17 protein-coding genes are annotated in these 15,057 nt (G+C 69.3%); 5 read left to right on the top strand and 12 right to left on the bottom strand.

Translation table 11 applies throughout. The features are described from left to right. Nucleotides 1-99 precede the first annotated feature (99 nt). Nucleotides 100-729: a TetR/AcrR family transcriptional regulator gene (locus FB600_RS17390; protein WP_096751623.1), complete on the bottom strand. Its 630-nt coding sequence runs from the start codon at nt 727-729 to the stop codon at nt 100-102. Between the two features lie 293 nt (nt 730-1,022). Between FB600_RS17390 and FB600_RS17385 the strand changes: the two genes are divergently transcribed. After that, entirely contained in the window at nt 1,023-2,420 is a 1,398-nt protein-coding gene (locus FB600_RS17385) for an MFS transporter (protein WP_047838121.1), read from the top strand. Nucleotides 2,421-2,862: 442 nt separating this feature from the next. Further along, the gene (locus tag FB600_RS17380; RefSeq protein ID WP_145757143.1) at nt 2,863-4,074 is read left to right on the top strand and encodes a winged helix-turn-helix domain-containing protein; all 1,212 of its coding nucleotides are present in this window, start codon (nt 2,863-2,865) and stop codon (nt 4,072-4,074) included. Nucleotides 4,075-4,168: 94 nt separating this feature from the next. On the opposite strand, the gene FB600_RS17375 is transcribed toward FB600_RS17380, so the two are convergent. From FB600_RS17375 to ftrA, 4 genes are all read right to left on the bottom strand, one after another. Then, nucleotides 4,169-4,387, bottom strand: coding sequence for a DUF1653 domain-containing protein (locus FB600_RS17375; RefSeq protein ID WP_025097557.1), 219 nt, complete (start codon nt 4,385-4,387; stop codon nt 4,169-4,171). A gap of 53 nt (nt 4,388-4,440) precedes the next feature. Further along, complete coding sequence (locus tag FB600_RS17370; protein WP_036055622.1) at nt 4,441-4,890, bottom strand: GNAT family N-acetyltransferase; 450 nt, start codon at nt 4,888-4,890, stop codon at nt 4,441-4,443. A gap of 102 nt (nt 4,891-4,992) precedes the next feature. Further along, nucleotides 4,993-6,444: a M20 family metallopeptidase gene (locus FB600_RS17365; RefSeq protein WP_025097559.1), complete on the bottom strand. Its 1,452-nt coding sequence runs from the start codon at nt 6,442-6,444 to the stop codon at nt 4,993-4,995. Between the two features lie 229 nt (nt 6,445-6,673). Further along, nucleotides 6,674-7,630, bottom strand: coding sequence for a transcriptional regulator FtrA (ftrA, locus tag FB600_RS17360; protein ID WP_098153005.1), 957 nt, complete (start codon nt 7,628-7,630; stop codon nt 6,674-6,676). A gap of 103 nt (nt 7,631-7,733) precedes the next feature. Here ftrA and FB600_RS17355 point away from each other — a divergent pair, with 103 nt between their 5' ends. Then, nucleotides 7,734-8,126, top strand: a complete 393-nt coding sequence (locus tag FB600_RS17355) for a rhodanese-like domain-containing protein (protein WP_096751627.1) — start codon at nt 7,734-7,736, stop codon at nt 8,124-8,126. A gap of 123 nt (nt 8,127-8,249) precedes the next feature. Continuing rightward, the gene (locus FB600_RS17350; RefSeq protein ID WP_025097562.1) at nt 8,250-8,570 is read left to right on the top strand and encodes a superinfection immunity protein; all 321 of its coding nucleotides are present in this window, start codon (nt 8,250-8,252) and stop codon (nt 8,568-8,570) included. 429 nt (nt 8,571-8,999) lie between these two features. On the opposite strand, the gene FB600_RS17345 is transcribed toward FB600_RS17350, so the two are convergent. Continuing rightward, entirely contained in the window at nt 9,000-9,263 is a 264-nt protein-coding gene (locus FB600_RS17345; RefSeq protein ID WP_096751628.1) for a YodC family protein, read from the bottom strand. A 371-nt stretch (nt 9,264-9,634) separates the two neighbouring features. After that, on the bottom strand, nt 9,635-10,498 hold the full coding sequence (locus tag FB600_RS17340; protein ID WP_145757142.1) for a MurR/RpiR family transcriptional regulator: 864 nt from the start codon (nt 10,496-10,498) through the stop codon (nt 9,635-9,637). Nucleotides 10,499-10,681: 183 nt separating this feature from the next. Between FB600_RS17340 and FB600_RS17335 the strand changes: the two genes are divergently transcribed. Next, nucleotides 10,682-11,476, top strand: coding sequence for an alpha/beta fold hydrolase (locus FB600_RS17335; protein ID WP_145757141.1), 795 nt, complete (start codon nt 10,682-10,684; stop codon nt 11,474-11,476). A gap of 667 nt (nt 11,477-12,143) precedes the next feature. On the opposite strand, the gene FB600_RS17330 is transcribed toward FB600_RS17335, so the two are convergent. From FB600_RS17330 to FB600_RS17310, 5 genes are all read right to left on the bottom strand, one after another. Further along, complete coding sequence (locus FB600_RS17330; RefSeq protein ID WP_013691105.1) at nt 12,144-12,854, bottom strand: DUF899 family protein; 711 nt, start codon at nt 12,852-12,854, stop codon at nt 12,144-12,146. A gap of 104 nt (nt 12,855-12,958) precedes the next feature. Next, nucleotides 12,959-13,618: a glutathione S-transferase family protein gene (locus tag FB600_RS17325; RefSeq protein ID WP_145757140.1), complete on the bottom strand. Its 660-nt coding sequence runs from the start codon at nt 13,616-13,618 to the stop codon at nt 12,959-12,961. 169 nt (nt 13,619-13,787) lie between these two features. Continuing rightward, nucleotides 13,788-14,261, bottom strand: a complete 474-nt coding sequence (locus tag FB600_RS17320) for a VOC family protein (RefSeq protein WP_098153007.1) — start codon at nt 14,259-14,261, stop codon at nt 13,788-13,790. Next, nucleotides 14,246-14,578, bottom strand: a complete 333-nt coding sequence (locus FB600_RS17315; RefSeq protein WP_145757139.1) for a hypothetical protein — start codon at nt 14,576-14,578, stop codon at nt 14,246-14,248. The genes FB600_RS17320 and FB600_RS17315 overlap by 16 nt, the downstream gene beginning before the upstream one ends. Nucleotides 14,579-14,706: 128 nt before the next feature. Then, nucleotides 14,707-14,961 (bottom strand): hypothetical protein, encoded by a 255-nt coding sequence (locus FB600_RS17310; protein ID WP_013691108.1) that lies wholly within the window; start codon nt 14,959-14,961, stop codon nt 14,707-14,709. Nucleotides 14,962-15,057 lie beyond the last annotated feature (96 nt).

Genomic DNA, 15,057 nt, shown 5'->3' with positions numbered 1-15,057 from the left:
AAACGATGCCGTGCGTGGCCCCACGAGTCGCGCGGCGCGAGCAGGCGTCATGCCTTGCGCGCCGCCCGCGCTGGCAGGATCAGATGCTTGGCTCGCGCCTCACAAGCCCGTCCGCCCGGGCTCCGCGCGCAGATAACCGAACACCGCCCGCAGCGCGCGCCGCTCCAGCGCGGCGGCATCGGTCTCGCCGGCCTCGCCCGCCATGTCGGTGATGCCCCGCACCATCGCGAGCACATCGCGTGCCGCGACCTCGGGCGCCGCGAGCGGCGGCGCACCGGGCTTGCCGAACGCGATCGCGATGGCTTCCAGCCCGCGCGCGGCCACGTAGCCCACGCGGCCCTCCACCGGCAGCCGCCGCTCCTCCACGTCGATCAGCCGGGCCAGCGCGGGACGGCGCAACTGGTGCGCGACGGCCGCCCGCACCATCGCCGCGAGGATCGAGGCGCAATCGGGCAGCTCGACCGCGCGATCGAAATCGGCGAGCAGCGCGCCGGTCTCGCGCTCGATCAGCGCGGCCGTCAGGGCATCGCGATTCGGGAAGTACTGGTAGAGCGAGCCGATGCTGACGCCGGCGCGCGCGGCCACCGCATTGGTGGTGTAGGCATCGGGCCCCTCGCGCTCCAGGATGCGCGCGGCGGCCTCGACCAGCGCCTCGACGGTGGCCGCCGAACGGCGCTGGACCGGCGCCTTGCGCGGCGTCACGTGGTTCCTGGCGGAGGATTTCGTCATGGGCTGGATGCGGGGCGCTTCGAATATGAGCGAACGCTCGTATTCTAAACGGCTGGCTGCAGCCCTCGCGAACGCGATCGGCGACGGGTGGAAATCGATGCGCACGCATCCACGACATCGCGTTCCATTCGCCGCGCGAACGCGCGACACGCGCCCGAACCCGCCACGCAGTACGCGACGCGTTCGGCGGCGATGCGTCCAGATGCGCCCAGATGCTCGAACGGGAAGGGTTCCGCTAACGCCGGCGGAGGGATCGATGCAATAATGTCGGCTTTGCCGCGCATCGATCCCCAATGCCGCTCGCAGTCCATCCGTTCATCGCACCGCTGATCGTCGCCTGCGCGTTGTTCATGGAGACGGTGGACGCCAACATCATCGTCACCGCGCTGCCCGCGATGGCACGCGCCTTCGGCCACAACCCCGTCACCCTCAATATCGCGATCACCGCCTACGTGGTCGGGCTCGGCGTGTTCATTCCGATCTGCGGATGGCTGGCCGACCGCTACGGCGCGCGCACGGTGTTCCGCACCGCGATCGGCATCTTCGTGGTGGGTTCGCTGATGTGCGCGGCCTCCACCAATCTCGAGCTGTTCACCTTCGCGCGCTTCGTGCAGGGCGTGGGCGGCGCGATGATGGTGCCGGTCGGGCGCATCATCATCTTTCGCGCGGTGCCGCGCGCGGACCTGATCCGCGCCATGAACTACCTGAGCCTGCCCGCGTTGTTCGGCCCGGCCGCGGGGCCGCTGCTGGGCGGCTTCCTCACCACCTACCTGCACTGGCGCCTGATCTTCTTCATCAACGTGCCGATCGGCATCTACGGCATCTATCTCGCCAACAAGTACATCGCCAACACGCACGAGGCGAACCCGGGCCCGCTCGACTGGTTCGGATTCCTGCTTTCCGCGGCCGGCGCCTCCTTGCTGCTGATGGGCCTGACCATGCTCGACGGCGCGCTGATCAGCCCGCGCGACGCGGTGCTGATGTGCGTGGCCGGCGCGCTGCTGCTGGGCGGCTACGTGCTGTACGCGCGGCGCGCGACGATGCCGGTGCTCGAGCTGCGCTTCCTGAAGATCCCCACCTTCAACGCCAGCGTGATGGGCGGCTCGCTGTTCCGCATCGGGCTCGGCGCGGTGCCGTTCCTGTTACCGCTCACGCTGCAGGAAGGGCTCGGCATGAGCGCCTTCGATTCGGGGCTGATCACCTGCGCCTCGGCGGTCGGCGGCACGCTCTCGCGGCTGCTCTCGCAACGCCTGCTGCGCCGGTTCGGGTTCCGCCGGGTGCTGATGGTCAATGCCGCGCTGGCGGGCCTCGCGATCGCGATGTACGGCACCTTCTACCCAGGCATGCCGGTGTGGGCGATCTGGGTGATCGTGCTGGTCGGCGGGATCTTCCCCGCGCTGCAGTTCACCAGCCTCAACTCGGTGATCTACGCCGAGATCCAGCCGCGCGACATCGGCCGCGCCACCAGCCTCGGCAGCGTGGTGCAGCAGATGTCGCTGGGCCTGGGCGTGACGGTGGCCGGCATCGTGCTGCACCTGTCGGCCGCGCTGCGCGGCCACCCTTCGGTGCAGTGGTCGGATTTCTGGCCGGCCTTCCTGGTGGTGGGGCTCTGCTCGTTCGCCTCGATCCCGATCACGCGGCGCCTCGCGCCGAACGCCGGCGACGAGATCGCACGCGGCAAGCGCGGCTGAGCACGCCGATCGCATCGGCGGGTTCGAATTCGGGCGGGAAAGAGGCGGCGCGGCGGCCCTGGAAAAAACGGCTCGCGCAAAAAAGAAATCGGCGGATATCCACATCGGGCCTGGAGAGCCGTTCGGATATCCGCCGAATGATTCCGGGTGCTGCGACACAGTCACGTTCCCCGGATTCACTCCCTGCGTGCCATTGACATATGTTGCGTCGGGAGCAAAACCAGCGCCGATCGAATCGCGATCCGGTGGAATCGCGGCCGTCACGGCATGAACGTCACTATAGGGAAACTCGATTCGGGCGTCTGTCAACGATTGTCAGATCCGATGCCGCAAGCATGTCGCGCCTTCGCGTCCCTGCCGCGCGAGGCCGTCGCGTCGACGGCAACGGCGGCCATCGAATCGCGCTACAGTGACGGCTTCCGTCCCCGCCCCGCGCACGCCCGTGACCACCCTCCCGCTCTCCGCCGCCCGCTCCCTGCACCTGGCCGCGCAAGGCCTGCTCGCGCCGCCGCGCCGCAAGGCCGTGAAGGCCGACGTGCTGGATGCGATCCGCCGCATGGCGCAGTTGCAGATCGACACCATCCACGTGGTGGCGCGCAGCCCCTACCTGGTGCTGTTCAGCCGCCTCGGCCCCTATGAGCAGCGCTGGCTCGACGAGCACCTGGCCGAGGCCAGCCTGTTCGAATACTGGTCGCACGAGGCCTGCTTCCTGCCGATCGAGAGCTTCGGGCTGATGCGCCACAAGATGCTGAACCCGGCGGGAATGGGCTGGAAATACGCGGCGGACTGGCACGAGCTGCATCGCGAGGCGATCGACACGCTGCTCGCGCGCGTGCGCGATACGGGCCCGGTGCGCTCCTCGGACTTCTCGCGCGAGGATGGCGCCAAGGGCTCGGGCTGGTGGGACTGGAAACCCGAGAAGCGTCACCTGGAGGTGCTGTTCTCGACCGGGCAGCTGATGGTGGCCGCGCGCCAGAACTTCCAGCGCATCTACGACGTGCTCGAACGCGTGCTGCCGCATTGGGACGATGCGCGCGACCTGCCCGCGCGCGAGATGGTGCTGCCGCAACTGCTCGAGCAGACCTGCCGCGCGCTCGGCGTGGTACGCGCCGACTGGGTGGCCGATTACTATCGCCTGCCCAGGCGCGCCTATCGCGACGAACTGCATGCGCTGGCCGACGCGGGCCAGTTGCTGCCGGTGATGGTGGAAGGCTGGAAGGAACAGGTCTTCGTGCATCGCGAACTCGAGCCGCTGCTCGCGCGCGCCGCCGACGGCACGCTGCGCTCCTCGGTCACCACCCTGCTCTCGCCCTTCGACCCGGTAGTGTGGGACCGACGGCGCGCCTCGGCGCTGTTCGACTTCGACTACACGATCGAGTGCTATACGCCGGCGGACAAGCGCCGCTATGGGTATTTCTGCCTGCCGATCCTGCATCGCGGCCGCCTGGTGGGCCGCGTCGATGCCAAGGCGCATCGCACGCAGGGCGTGTTCGAACTGAAGGCGGTCCACTTCGAGCCGCAGGTGCGCCTCGGCAGCGGGCTGGCCGGCGACGTGGCCCGCGCGATCGGCCGGCTCGCCGATTGGCACGGCACGCCCGAGCTGGCGGTCGGCAACGCGCCGCGCGAGTTGAAGGCCGCGCTCGCGGCGCGCTGAAAAGGCTCGCAGCAGCGAGTCGGCGTCACGACGCGTTCGTCGCCGGGCCGGCCTGGCCGATAGGGTCCGCGCCGCTCGCGCGCTCATCGAATCTTCAATCGCGCAGCTTGCGAAAGCGCGGCGTGCCATCCTCCAGCGTGCCGTGGAAGTTGTCCTCGGGACGCGCGCGCAGGCTCGGCTCGTGCGGCCAGACATGCTCGTAGATCACCAGCGCCTCGTCGGTTTCGGAATGACGCGCGACGCCGATCACGCGATAGAGGCCGCCCTTGTAGTGGCGGTGGGTGGCAAGCTGTTCGGCTTGTTGTTCGGTCAGGTCGCTCATGGCGGGCTCCGCGTGCAAAGCGCGTATTGTAGGCGCCCGCGCGCTCAAGCCCGGCGATACACCTCGGGCCGATGCAGCTCCATCCAGCGTTCGGGATGCGCGGGCGCGACGAAGCCCACCGGCGCATAGAGCCCGTGCGCGTCGCTCGTCACCAGCGCGATGCGGCGCAGGCCGCTCACGCGCGGATCGGCGAAGACCTGGTCGATCAGCGTGCGCGCATGGCCCTGCCCGCGATGCTCGGGCAGCACGAACACGTCGCAGAGATAGGCGAAGGTGGCCAGGTCGGTGACGAGCCGCGCGAAGCCGACGAAGGTTTCGCCGAGGAAGGCGCCGAAGCAGAGCGAGCCGTCGATCGACTGCTGCACCACCTCGCGCGGGATGCCGAGCGACCAGGGCGCGTGATCGTGCAGGAAGGCGTGGATCGCGTCGACGTCGAGCTCGCGCTTGTCGGTCGAGATGCGCAGCGCGCCCGGCCGGATTTCAGGTTGGGACATGAGACGAATCCTTCGTGGTCCTCGATAGGCGGCAGGCGCCCGGTATACGGCACAGGGGCGCGAGGCAATCCGGCCTCGCGCCCCTGCGTGGTTCCAGAGCGCTCAGCGCGCGGCGGCGATCACGTCGGCCACCGCGGCGGTCAGCCGCTTCGCGTAAGGCACGTGCAGGAACTCGTTGGGCCCGTGCGCGTTCGACTTCGGCCCGAGCACGCCGCACACCATGAACTGCGCCTTCGGGAAACCGGCCTGCAGCACGTTCATCAGCGGGATCGTGCCGCCGATGCCCATGAACGCGCAGTCGGCGCCGAAGTGGCGGCGCGAGGCCTCGTCGAGCGAGCCGGCCAGCCAGGGCGCGAGCTCGGGCGCGTTCCAGCCGGTGGCGGCGCCCGAATCGGGCTTGAAGGTGACCTTGGCGTTGTAGGGCGGCTCGAGCTCGAGCAGGCGCTTCAGGTCCTGCACGGCCGTGGCGGCGTCGACCAGCGGCGGCAGGCGCAGCGAGAGCTTGAACACCGTCTTCGGGCGCAGCACGTTGCCGGCGTTCTCCAGCGGCGGCAGGCCCGCCGCGCCGGTGACGGCCAGCGAGGGCCGCCAGGTCGAGTTGAGCAGCGCCTCGCGCGGGTCGCTGGTGGTCGGCAGCACCGGGCGGCCGTCCTGGCCGCAGGCCCAGGGCAGGCCCTTCCAGACCTGGTCGCCGAGGATCGCGGCGGTGGCCTCGGCCTCGCGCACGCGGCTCTCGGGAATCTCGCAGTGGAACACGCCCGGCAGCAGGTTGCCGCTGGCCGAATCCTCCAGCCGCTCGAACAACTGCCGCATGATGCGGAAGCTCGACGGCGCGATGCCGCCGCCCATGCCCGAGTGCATGCCCTCCTCCAGCACCTCGACATGCAGCTCGCCCGCCACCGTGCCGCGCAGCGAGGTGGTCAGCCACAGCTGGTCGTAGTTGCCCGCGCCCGAATCGAGGCAGACCACCAGGCCGACCTGGCCGAGCCGGTCGCGCAGCGCGTCGACATAGGGCAGCAGGTCGTAGCTGCCCGATTCCTCGCAGGTCTCGATCAGGCCGACGCAGCGCGGGCGCTCCACGCCCTGGGCGTCGAGCGCGGCCAGCGCGGTGATGCTGGCGTAGATCGCGTAACCGTCGTCGGCGCCGCCGCGGCCATAGAGCTTGCCGTTCTCGTACTTGGGCGTCCAAGGGCCCAGGTCGGCGCGCCAGCCGTCGAATTCGGGCTGCTTGTCGAGGTGGCCGTAGAGCAGGATCGTCTCGGTGGTGCCGGAGCGCGTGGCGGGCGCGTCGAAGAAGATCACCGGCGTGCGGCCCGGCAGGCGCACGATTTCCAGCGTGAGCCCGCGCACCGGCTGGCGCTCGGCCCATTGCGCGGCATCGACCACCACGCGCTCGAGCAGGCCGTGCTGCTGCCAGTCGGGATCGTAGGCCGGGCTCTTGGCGGGAATCGCGATGTAGTCGGTCAGTTGGTGGAGGATCTCGTCGTTCCATTTGCGGTCGACGAAATCGGTCAGGCGCGGGTGATCGAGAGCGGTGTCGGCGGTGCTTGTCATGATGGTGCTGGCCGGTGGGGACGAAAAAAAGATGATAGCGCCGATGCGGGCTCGCGCGGCGGGCGATCTCGCGCAAACGCGCGCCGGCGCACGAGACTACGGTAAACCGCTTGCGACCGCCCGGCAGCCGCCGGCTGCGGAGCGGCGCGAAGGGCGTCTGCCGCGGATCTCCCGCTCGACGCTGGGAACACGGCGGAGCGCAGGCCCGGCACATCGCTGCGTCGCCTCTTCAGCGCACGTCGAAACCGCGCCGGTACGCGGCGGGGCTGGTGGCCGCGACGCGCCGGAAGTGGCGGCGCAGCGATTCCTCGGAGCCGAAGCCGGCCAGCTCGGCCAGTTGCGCCAGCGGCAGCGCTGGGTTCGCCTCCAGCATCTCCTTGGCGAGCCCGACGCGCTCGCGGATCAGCCAGGCATAGGGCGCCAGCCCGGTCGCCTCGCGGAACTGGCGCTGCAGCGTGCGCGGGCTCATCGCCGCGCGCTCGGCCAGGCTGGCCAGCGTGTGCGGCTCGGCCGCGTGCTCGCGCATCCAGTCGATCAGCGGCGCGAGCCGGTCCCGCCCTTCCGGCGCGACCGGGCGCGGCACGAACTGCGCCTGGCCGCCCTCGCGATGCGGCGGCAGCACCAGCCGCTGCGCCACGCGGTTGGCGATCGCGCTGCCGTGGTCGCGCCGCACCAGGTGCATCAGCATGTCGAGCCCGGCGGCCGAGCCGGCCGAGGTGACGATCGCGCCCTGGTCGACATACAGCGCGTCGGGGTTCACCTGCAGCGAGGGATGACGCGCGCGCAGGCGCTCCACATACCGCCAGTGGGTGGTGACGGCCAGGCCGTCGAGCACGCCGGCGGCGGCCAGCACGAACACGCCCGAGCAGATCGAGCAGAGCCGCGCGCCGCGCCGGTGGGCCGCGCGCAGCTTGCGCAGCAGCGCCTCGGGCGGCGCCTCGTCGGGATCGCGCCAGCCGGGGATCACGATCGTGTCGGCGCGATCGAGCATGGCCAGCCGGTAGGGCGCGGCCACCGTGATGCCGCCGGCCGCGCGGATCGGCCCCGGCTCGGCCGCGCAGACCGCGAAGCGATACCAGTCCACCTCCAGCTCCGGGCGCGGCAGCGCGAACAGCTCGACCGTGCAGCCGAATTCGAAGGTGCAGAGGCGATCGTAGGCGAGCGCCACGACGAGATGATCTTTCATGGCGCGATGTTACCGGAACTTGTCGATCGCGCCACTTTCGGGCCGGGCCCGCGATGCCGATACTGGGGACTCGGACACTTATTCCAGAGGAACCCGAACCATCATGTCCTACGTCACCGAGATCCCCGCCGCCGACAGCGCCGCCGCCCTGGCCCACTTCAGCGACCTGCTCCGGTTCGAAACCGATTGCTGGGACGTGCATCACGCGCTCGCTTCGGGCCAGGCCGATTTCATCCTGCTCGACGTTCGCAGTCCCGAGCAGTTCGCCGCCGGACATATCCGGGGCGCCATCAATCTTCCGCACCGCAAGATCGTCGCGGGGACGCTATCGCATTTTCCAATCGATACGATATTCGTTGTCTATTGTGCCGGCCCGCACTGCAATGGCGCCGCTCGTGCAGCGCAGCGCCTGGCACGCCTCGGAAGGCCCGTGAAGCTTATGGCAGGCGGGATTACGGGATGGTGCGACGAACATTTCAAATTGGCGACGGATTGAGTGACGGGTCGGTATCATCGCGGTAAACGCAACAATTAGTTGCCGGCACGGGATCCGAAAAAGCGCGACAATCCGTCTCACTGCAGTTGACTTGTCGCATTGCAACACGGAAGGAGAAGTCCCATGAAGATCCTGTTTCAGATTGCCGGGGCAGTTATCGCGATTGCGTTCTACTTTCTGCCGGCGATCATCGCCGACCGTCGCGGCCGTCACGACAAGCTGACCCTCGCGCTGTTCAACGCGCTGTTCGGCTGGACCGGCATCGGTTGGCTGATGACGCTGTACTGGGCCAGCCTGCCGAATCCGGCGCGCAACCTGGCCGGCAACATCGTCCAGACGCGCCGCTCGATCAGCATGCGCAAGTTCTCGAACGGCCTGGTCGATCGCGTGCAGAACCGCGTCGCGCTCCAGCAGGCCTGGATCGAGAAGCAGGATTCGCGCTGAGCCACCGGGCCGTGCCCGTCCGCCAGGCCTGATCCGTCGTACCCGCCGTCGTACCCGTTGTCGTCGCTTCCGGATTTCCACGCATCACCGACTGCGTAGCCCTGCCCCGCGTCACCTGTGAGCGTCTTCCGCCTGCGTCACCCCGCCCGATCGTTGGTCCCGTCCCGGCGCCTTGCCCCGGATGATCCCGTCTTGCCGGTTTCCGGCGTGACGGGGCGTGGGGCGGCACCGCCGGCAAGCCTGAAGGCGCCGGACGCGCCGCCCCGAGAATCAGCGGGCGGTGCCGGCGAACGGGCACGGCGTCACTCGCGCGGCGTATGCCGCGCGAGTGACGGGAAAAACTCGGGAAAACAGCGGGAAGGAAAGACAGCGGGAAGAAACGGCGGAAAAAAGCGGCAAGGGATGGGCTAATGGACGGCCCGGCGCGCCTCAGAGCGCCACGCCGTTCGACCAGCCGAAGCGGCGCAGGCTGGCGCGGCCCGCCGAGATGGTGGTCGGCTCCATCACCACCGCCTCCACGGCGAAGCGCTGCTGGCGGAATTCCCCGCTCGCATCGAACCACTGGCAGCTCACCCAGGATTCGCCGCCGGCGGCACCGACGAAGGTGACCGTCATGCGCGGCCCGCCGGTCTTGAGCGTCACGACGTCGCCGATGCACGGCGACGCGGCACGGATATCGTTCAGTGATGTCATGGCCCTGGCCTCTCGGAAGTCATGCCGGATCGATTTCCGGCTTGTGTATTTGACGCAGCCTAGCAACGAAAATATTCAGGCACAAGCAGTCTTTTCAGCTTCCTTCATCACCAATCAGAAAATAGCCGATTTCACCTGTCAGCCTTTCCAGTCAAGACTTCTCAGACTGTCCGAAACGCCATTTCTTCCTGTCCGATTTGACGGGTTTTCAGCCGACATTTTCAACCGGGGAAATCATCGGATTTCATTATTTCGTCAAAACTTCATTGCCGAAAATGAATCCCTCAAAGATCGAATGGCGATTGGAATCGGAGAATATCGACGATGAACCGATCCGGCCGCCCTGGTCGGCCGGTATTGCGGGAAACGGCTCAGGACGCGCTATAGGCGCCGCGCGCGTGCAATTCCGATTCGGTGCGCTCGAGCGCGGCCACCGCCTCGCCGCCCTCCAGCGCCAGCAGTTGCGCCACCAGGCCTTCGGTGAGCGCGTGAGCGGCCACCAGCGAGGGGAAGAACGAGGGGCTGTCGTGGCTGAACAGCAGGGTCAGATCGGCCAGCAGCGCGATCGGCGAGACGCTGCTGTCGGTGATCGCGACCACCCGGCTGCCGCGATCGCGCGCGATGGTCGCCACGCGCGTGGCCTCGGCCGAATACGGCGCGAAGCTGACGATCACGGTCACGCTATGGCGGCCGATCGCGCGCAGGTCCATCTCCAGCGAACCGGCCACGCCGGCCAACAGCGACACGCTGGGCCGGAACAGCCGGTAGGCATAAACGAAGCCGAACGCGACCGGGTAGCAGGAACGGAAGCCCGCCACGTGCACGTGCTGCGCCTTGCGGATCAGCTTGGCCGCCTCGAGCATCGCGCGCTCGTTCTGGCCGGCCGTGCCGGCCAGGTTGTGCTGCTGCGCGGCCAGCAGGTCCTGCGCGAGCGCGGCCTTGCCGCCGGGCTTGACCAGCGAACGCGCGCGCTGCGTCATCGGCGCGGGGCGCGTGCGCAGGCGCGCCACGAACAGGTCGCGCAGCTCGTTCCAGCCGGGAAAGCCGAACTGCTGCGCGAGCCGCACCAGCGAGGCCGGCTGCACCTGGGCACGCTGCGCGAGCTTGCGCATCGACGACACCGCGACCTCGTCGGGATGGTCGAGCAGGAAGGCCGCGCCGACCTGGAATTGCGGGCTCAGCTCGGAAAATTGCGCGCGGATCAGGGACGCGAGTTCGTCGAAATTGGCGGGCATCGTCAGGGCAGCGTGGAGCGGGCGCCCATGGTACACCGGCCCTCGCGGCCCTGCGCGTCGGGCGGGGGCCCTCGCGCGCCGGGCTCGCGTCCGCTTCTGCTACATTGCGGCGAGGCCCTGCCTGCCCCTTCGCCCCTCATGCCTCGATGCCTGCCCGGCCCGCGCCGGCGCGGGCCCGCCACGATGACCGACGACTTCCGCTGGATCGATGCCCCCCAGGGCCGCCTCTACGCGCAACGCTGGCCGCGCCCCGCCAATGGCACCGCCACGCGGCCCGCGCCGATCGTGATGCTGCACGACTCGCTCGGCTGCGTCGCCCTGTGGCGCGAATTCCCCGCCGAGCTGGCACGCGCCACCGGCCGCGACGTGATTGCCTACGACCGCGTCGGCTTCGGCCGCTCGGCACCGGCGCGAGCGCCGCTGCCGGCCGACTTCGTCGCGGCCGAGGCGCGCGACAACCTGCCGGCGCTGCAGCGCGGCTTCGGCTTTGCGGGCTTCGTGGCGCTGGGCCATAGCGTCGGCGGCGCGATGGCCGCCGCCTGCGCGGCCGCGCAGCCCGAGCACTGCGAGGCGCTGGTGACGATCTCCGCGCAGGCCTTCGTCGAGGCGCGCACGCTGGAGGGCATTCGAGCGGCCCGCGCGGCGTTCGCGCGGCCGGATCAATTCGCGCGGCTGGCGCGCCATCACGGCGAACGCGCGCGCTGGGTGCTCGATGCCTGGATCGACACCTGGCTGGATCCGGCCTTCGCCGGCTGGACGCTCGACGCGACGCTGGCGCAGGTAAGCTGCCCGGCGCTCGTGCTGCACGGCGAGCATGACGAATACGGCTCGCCGCGCCACCCGGCGCGCATCGTCGAGGGCGTGGCGGGGCCGGCGCGCATGATGATGCTGCCCGGCTGCGCGCATGTTCCGCATCGCGAGGCGAAGCCGGCGGTGCTGGAGGCGCTACACGGTTTCCTGGGCGCGCCGACACGCTGAACGCCCGGCCTCGCGGCTTATCCACAGAAAATGTTGGCAAGCTTGTGGATGACCTGCGCATGTCTTTCGCAAGCCGTTGAGCGCACAAGGATTTTTTCCGAATCGCAGGAATCCGGCAGGCCCCGCCGCGACGCGCCCCGGATGCGTGGCTTGTCCACAGTTTTTGTTGGCAAGCTTGTGGATATCCTGCTGGCGAGCCCGCCAAGTCCTTGATTCGATTCGGATCCTCGCCGGCAATGCATGCTTCGGCAGCGCCGCCATGCCCGGCTGGCGGGCGAAAAGACCAACGAGATCAAGGATCTAGCGTTCAATCGGCGGCCGGCGCCTGCATCCTGCCGACGCGGCCGCCCACCCTGCTCCATGGCTCGCGCGCGCCGGAAACCTCGGCGACCGCCCCCTCGCCCCGGCACCCCGGTTGTCCACATTTTTTGTTGGCAAGCTTGTGGACATCCTGCTGTCACATACGACAAGCCCATGATCCGTCGAGGTTTTTTTCCGCGCATCAGGAAAGCGGCAGCGCACCCGGCGGCCGGCTTGTCCACAATTTCTGTTGGCAAGCTTGTGGATTACCTGCGCACCAGCCACGCAAGCACTTGATCCGACACGGTTTACCGCCGCGCGCCAAGGATGCGGCAGCGCGCATCGACGCCAGCCCGGCGTGCCCGCTTCACTGCCCGTAATCGAGCTTGGGATACCAGTCGCCGCCACGGCCGGCCGGCGTCATGTCGAGCACGGTCCAGATCGGCATCAGGTCGGGCGCGCCGCGCGGATCCTGGCCGGGATCCGACATCTCGCCGCTCATCTCGCCGCCGTAGAAATGCCGGATCGTGCCGTCGCGCCGCGTGAAGACATTGAGCGCCGGGATATCGCTGTCGCCCTCGCCGATCGCGTGGTAATCGCGGCTGTATTCGCCCGACAGATCCGTATAGAGCCGCAGGTCGCGCCAGCCGCGCTCGCGCCGGAACGCGTCGAGACGCGCCCAGGGCGCGCGTGCCACCGCGACCAGCGAGACGCGCTGCCCGATGTCGCGCGCCTCGCCGTTCCAGGCGCCCAGCAGCGAGGTGCACATCGGGCAGGGCCGCTGCCGGGTCGGGCCGAACATGTAACTGTAGACCACCAACGTGTCGTGCCGCCCGAACAGCTCGGCGAAGCTGCTGCCGCCGCCCTCGCCCTCGAAGCGGTAATCGCGCGTCACCGCGCCGCCGGGCGGCAACGCGCGACGCTGCTCGGCCACCCGCTCGATCCGGCGGCGCAGCTCGATCTCCTCGACCAGCAGGGCATTGCGCGCCTGGCGATAGGCCGCGCTCTCGTTCGGGTAGGTGCAGCGGTTGAGGGCCGCCAGTTCGGCGGCGGGGATCAGCGGCTGGCTCGGGTTCATGCTCGTCTCCTTGGCAATCGTGGATCGCGGCGGCGGCAGGGGCGGCAGGCAGTCGGCCCGGGCTTCGGGCCGCCGCCGTGCGTCACATGGCCGCCGCGCGGGATTCAATCGGCGTCGGGCGCGCCGAGCGGGAACAGCTTGCGATAGGGCCGCGCCTCGTCCACCGCGCGCGCGAACGAGGGCCGCGCCAGCAGCCGCTCGCGGTAGGCGATCACGTGGCGGAAGCCGCGGTCGATGCGGTGCGTCCAGTCGGCATAGAACAGGAAGGGCGCGGCGCCGCAGTCGGCGAGGCTGAAGCCCTCGCCGGCCGCCCAGCTTCGCTCCGCCATGTGGCCGTCGAGCCAGGCATAGGCGGTCTCGAGCTGCGCGCGCGCCTCAGCCACGCCATAGGCATCGCGCCCGCCTTCGGGCCGCAGGGCATTGGCGACGATGCGCTGGGCCGGCGCGGACAGGTAGTTGTCGAAGAAGCGGTCGAGCGCGCGCACCTCGAGCGCGGCCACCGGATCGGCCGGCAGCAGCCTCACCGGGCCCGGATGATGGAGCCCCAGGTGCTCGATGATGATGGTGGCCTCGGCCACGCTGCGCCCGGCGTCGACCAGCAGCGGCATCCGCTTCAGCGGCCAGCGCGCGGCGAACTCGGCGTAATGCCCGGGATGCTCGCCCGACAGCTCGCGCAGGCTGAACGGGGTGGCGTTCTCGTAGAGCGCGATCAGCACCTTCTGGCAATACGAGGAAAAGGGATGCGCGTAGAGCGTCAATGACATCGCGACTTCCTCCTGGGAATCGACGACAACGGATGGGGAAACGGCAACGCGCGGCAAATACGGCAAACGCGGCGAGCGGTACTTGCCGACACGGCAAGGCGACGGCCCGGCACCCGCGCCGCCACCTAGCCACCTAGCCACCTAGCCGCCGCGCTTCAGGCGCCGACGCTCAGGACGGCTGGCGCACGCACTGCTCCATGCCCTCGCGGATCTGCTCGGGCGTGAGGTCCCGGCGATGGGTGGCGACCGACCAGCGATGGCCGAAGGGATCCTCCACCTGGCCGTAGCGATCGCCCCAGAACATGTCGGCGGGCGGCATGATCAGCTTCGCGCCGGCCTCGACCGCGCGCGCCACCACCGCGTCGGCGTCCGCCACGTAGAGATGCAGGATCACCGGCGAGCCCTTCAGCGCCCGCGGGCCGAGCGCGCCGCAACCGGCCATCTCGTCGACCAGCATCAGCGTCGAATCGCCGATGCGCACGGCCGCGTGCATCAGCTTGCCGTCGGGCCCCGGCAGGCGCGTCAGCTCGGTGGCGCCGAACGCGGCGCCATAGAACGCGATCGCATCGGCCGCGCCGTTGCAGATCAGGTGCGGGGTCAGGGTATGCATGCCTTCGGGGATCGGTTTCACGGCGGCGGACATGATGTCGGCTCCTTGGGTGGGTGCGTCGGCGACGCGTCGGGGCGAGCGGCGCATTCGGCGCGCTCTCCTTCCCACGACGCGCGATGGCGGCCGGAATCGACATCGCGGCGAAAAAATTTCCAGCCGCGCCAACGAGGCTTCGCCGGGACAAATCCGACGAAGCCCGAGTTATCCACAGTTTTTGTTGGCAAACCTGTGGATATCACCGAAAGCCAATCGCCAAGCCCTTGATCGGAATGATTTTTTTTCGCCGACACCTGGGACGCCCAGCAAAGCGACAAACGCAGGCAGTGCTTGTCAACACGGGAGGTGGGCAAGCTTGTGGATATCGACCTGACAGCGCGCCGAAGTGCTTGATCCCGCGGCATTTTTTTAGCGTGCCCGATCAGCGGGCAGGGCCGCCGGGCGGCGGCCCCGGTACGACTCGATTCCTGCTCGATGCCGCTCAGGGTCGCTCGGGCGCGGCCATCAGCTCGTTGACCTTGTCGCGCAGCGCCTCGTAGCCGGAGCGCGCGTGCTCGGGCAGGTCCGGGTCGCCGATCAGCGCGCCGAGCGTCTCGACCAGGCTGAAGGCGAGCCCCTTGGCGGCGCCCGCCGCGATCGACTGGGACCTGACCGAATCCTGCAGATGGCCGACCGCCGCCTCCATCTGCTCGAGTTGCGATTGACGGCCCTCGTCGGGCGTGGGTTGCTGGCTCATGATCTCGCTCTCCTGTACTGCTGCGAGGCGGTGCCGGCGGCACTGCCTCGCGTTCCCGCCGGCCAGCCGGCCGGCGCCGATGCGGCGGGCGCCGCG

The organism is Burkholderia sp. SJZ089, assembly GCF_007828315.1.
Lineage (GTDB): Bacteria > Pseudomonadota > Gammaproteobacteria > Burkholderiales > Burkholderiaceae > Burkholderia > Burkholderia gladioli.
Note: the sequence above shows the minus strand (reverse complement) of the source record. Positions and strands in the feature narration are given on the sequence as shown.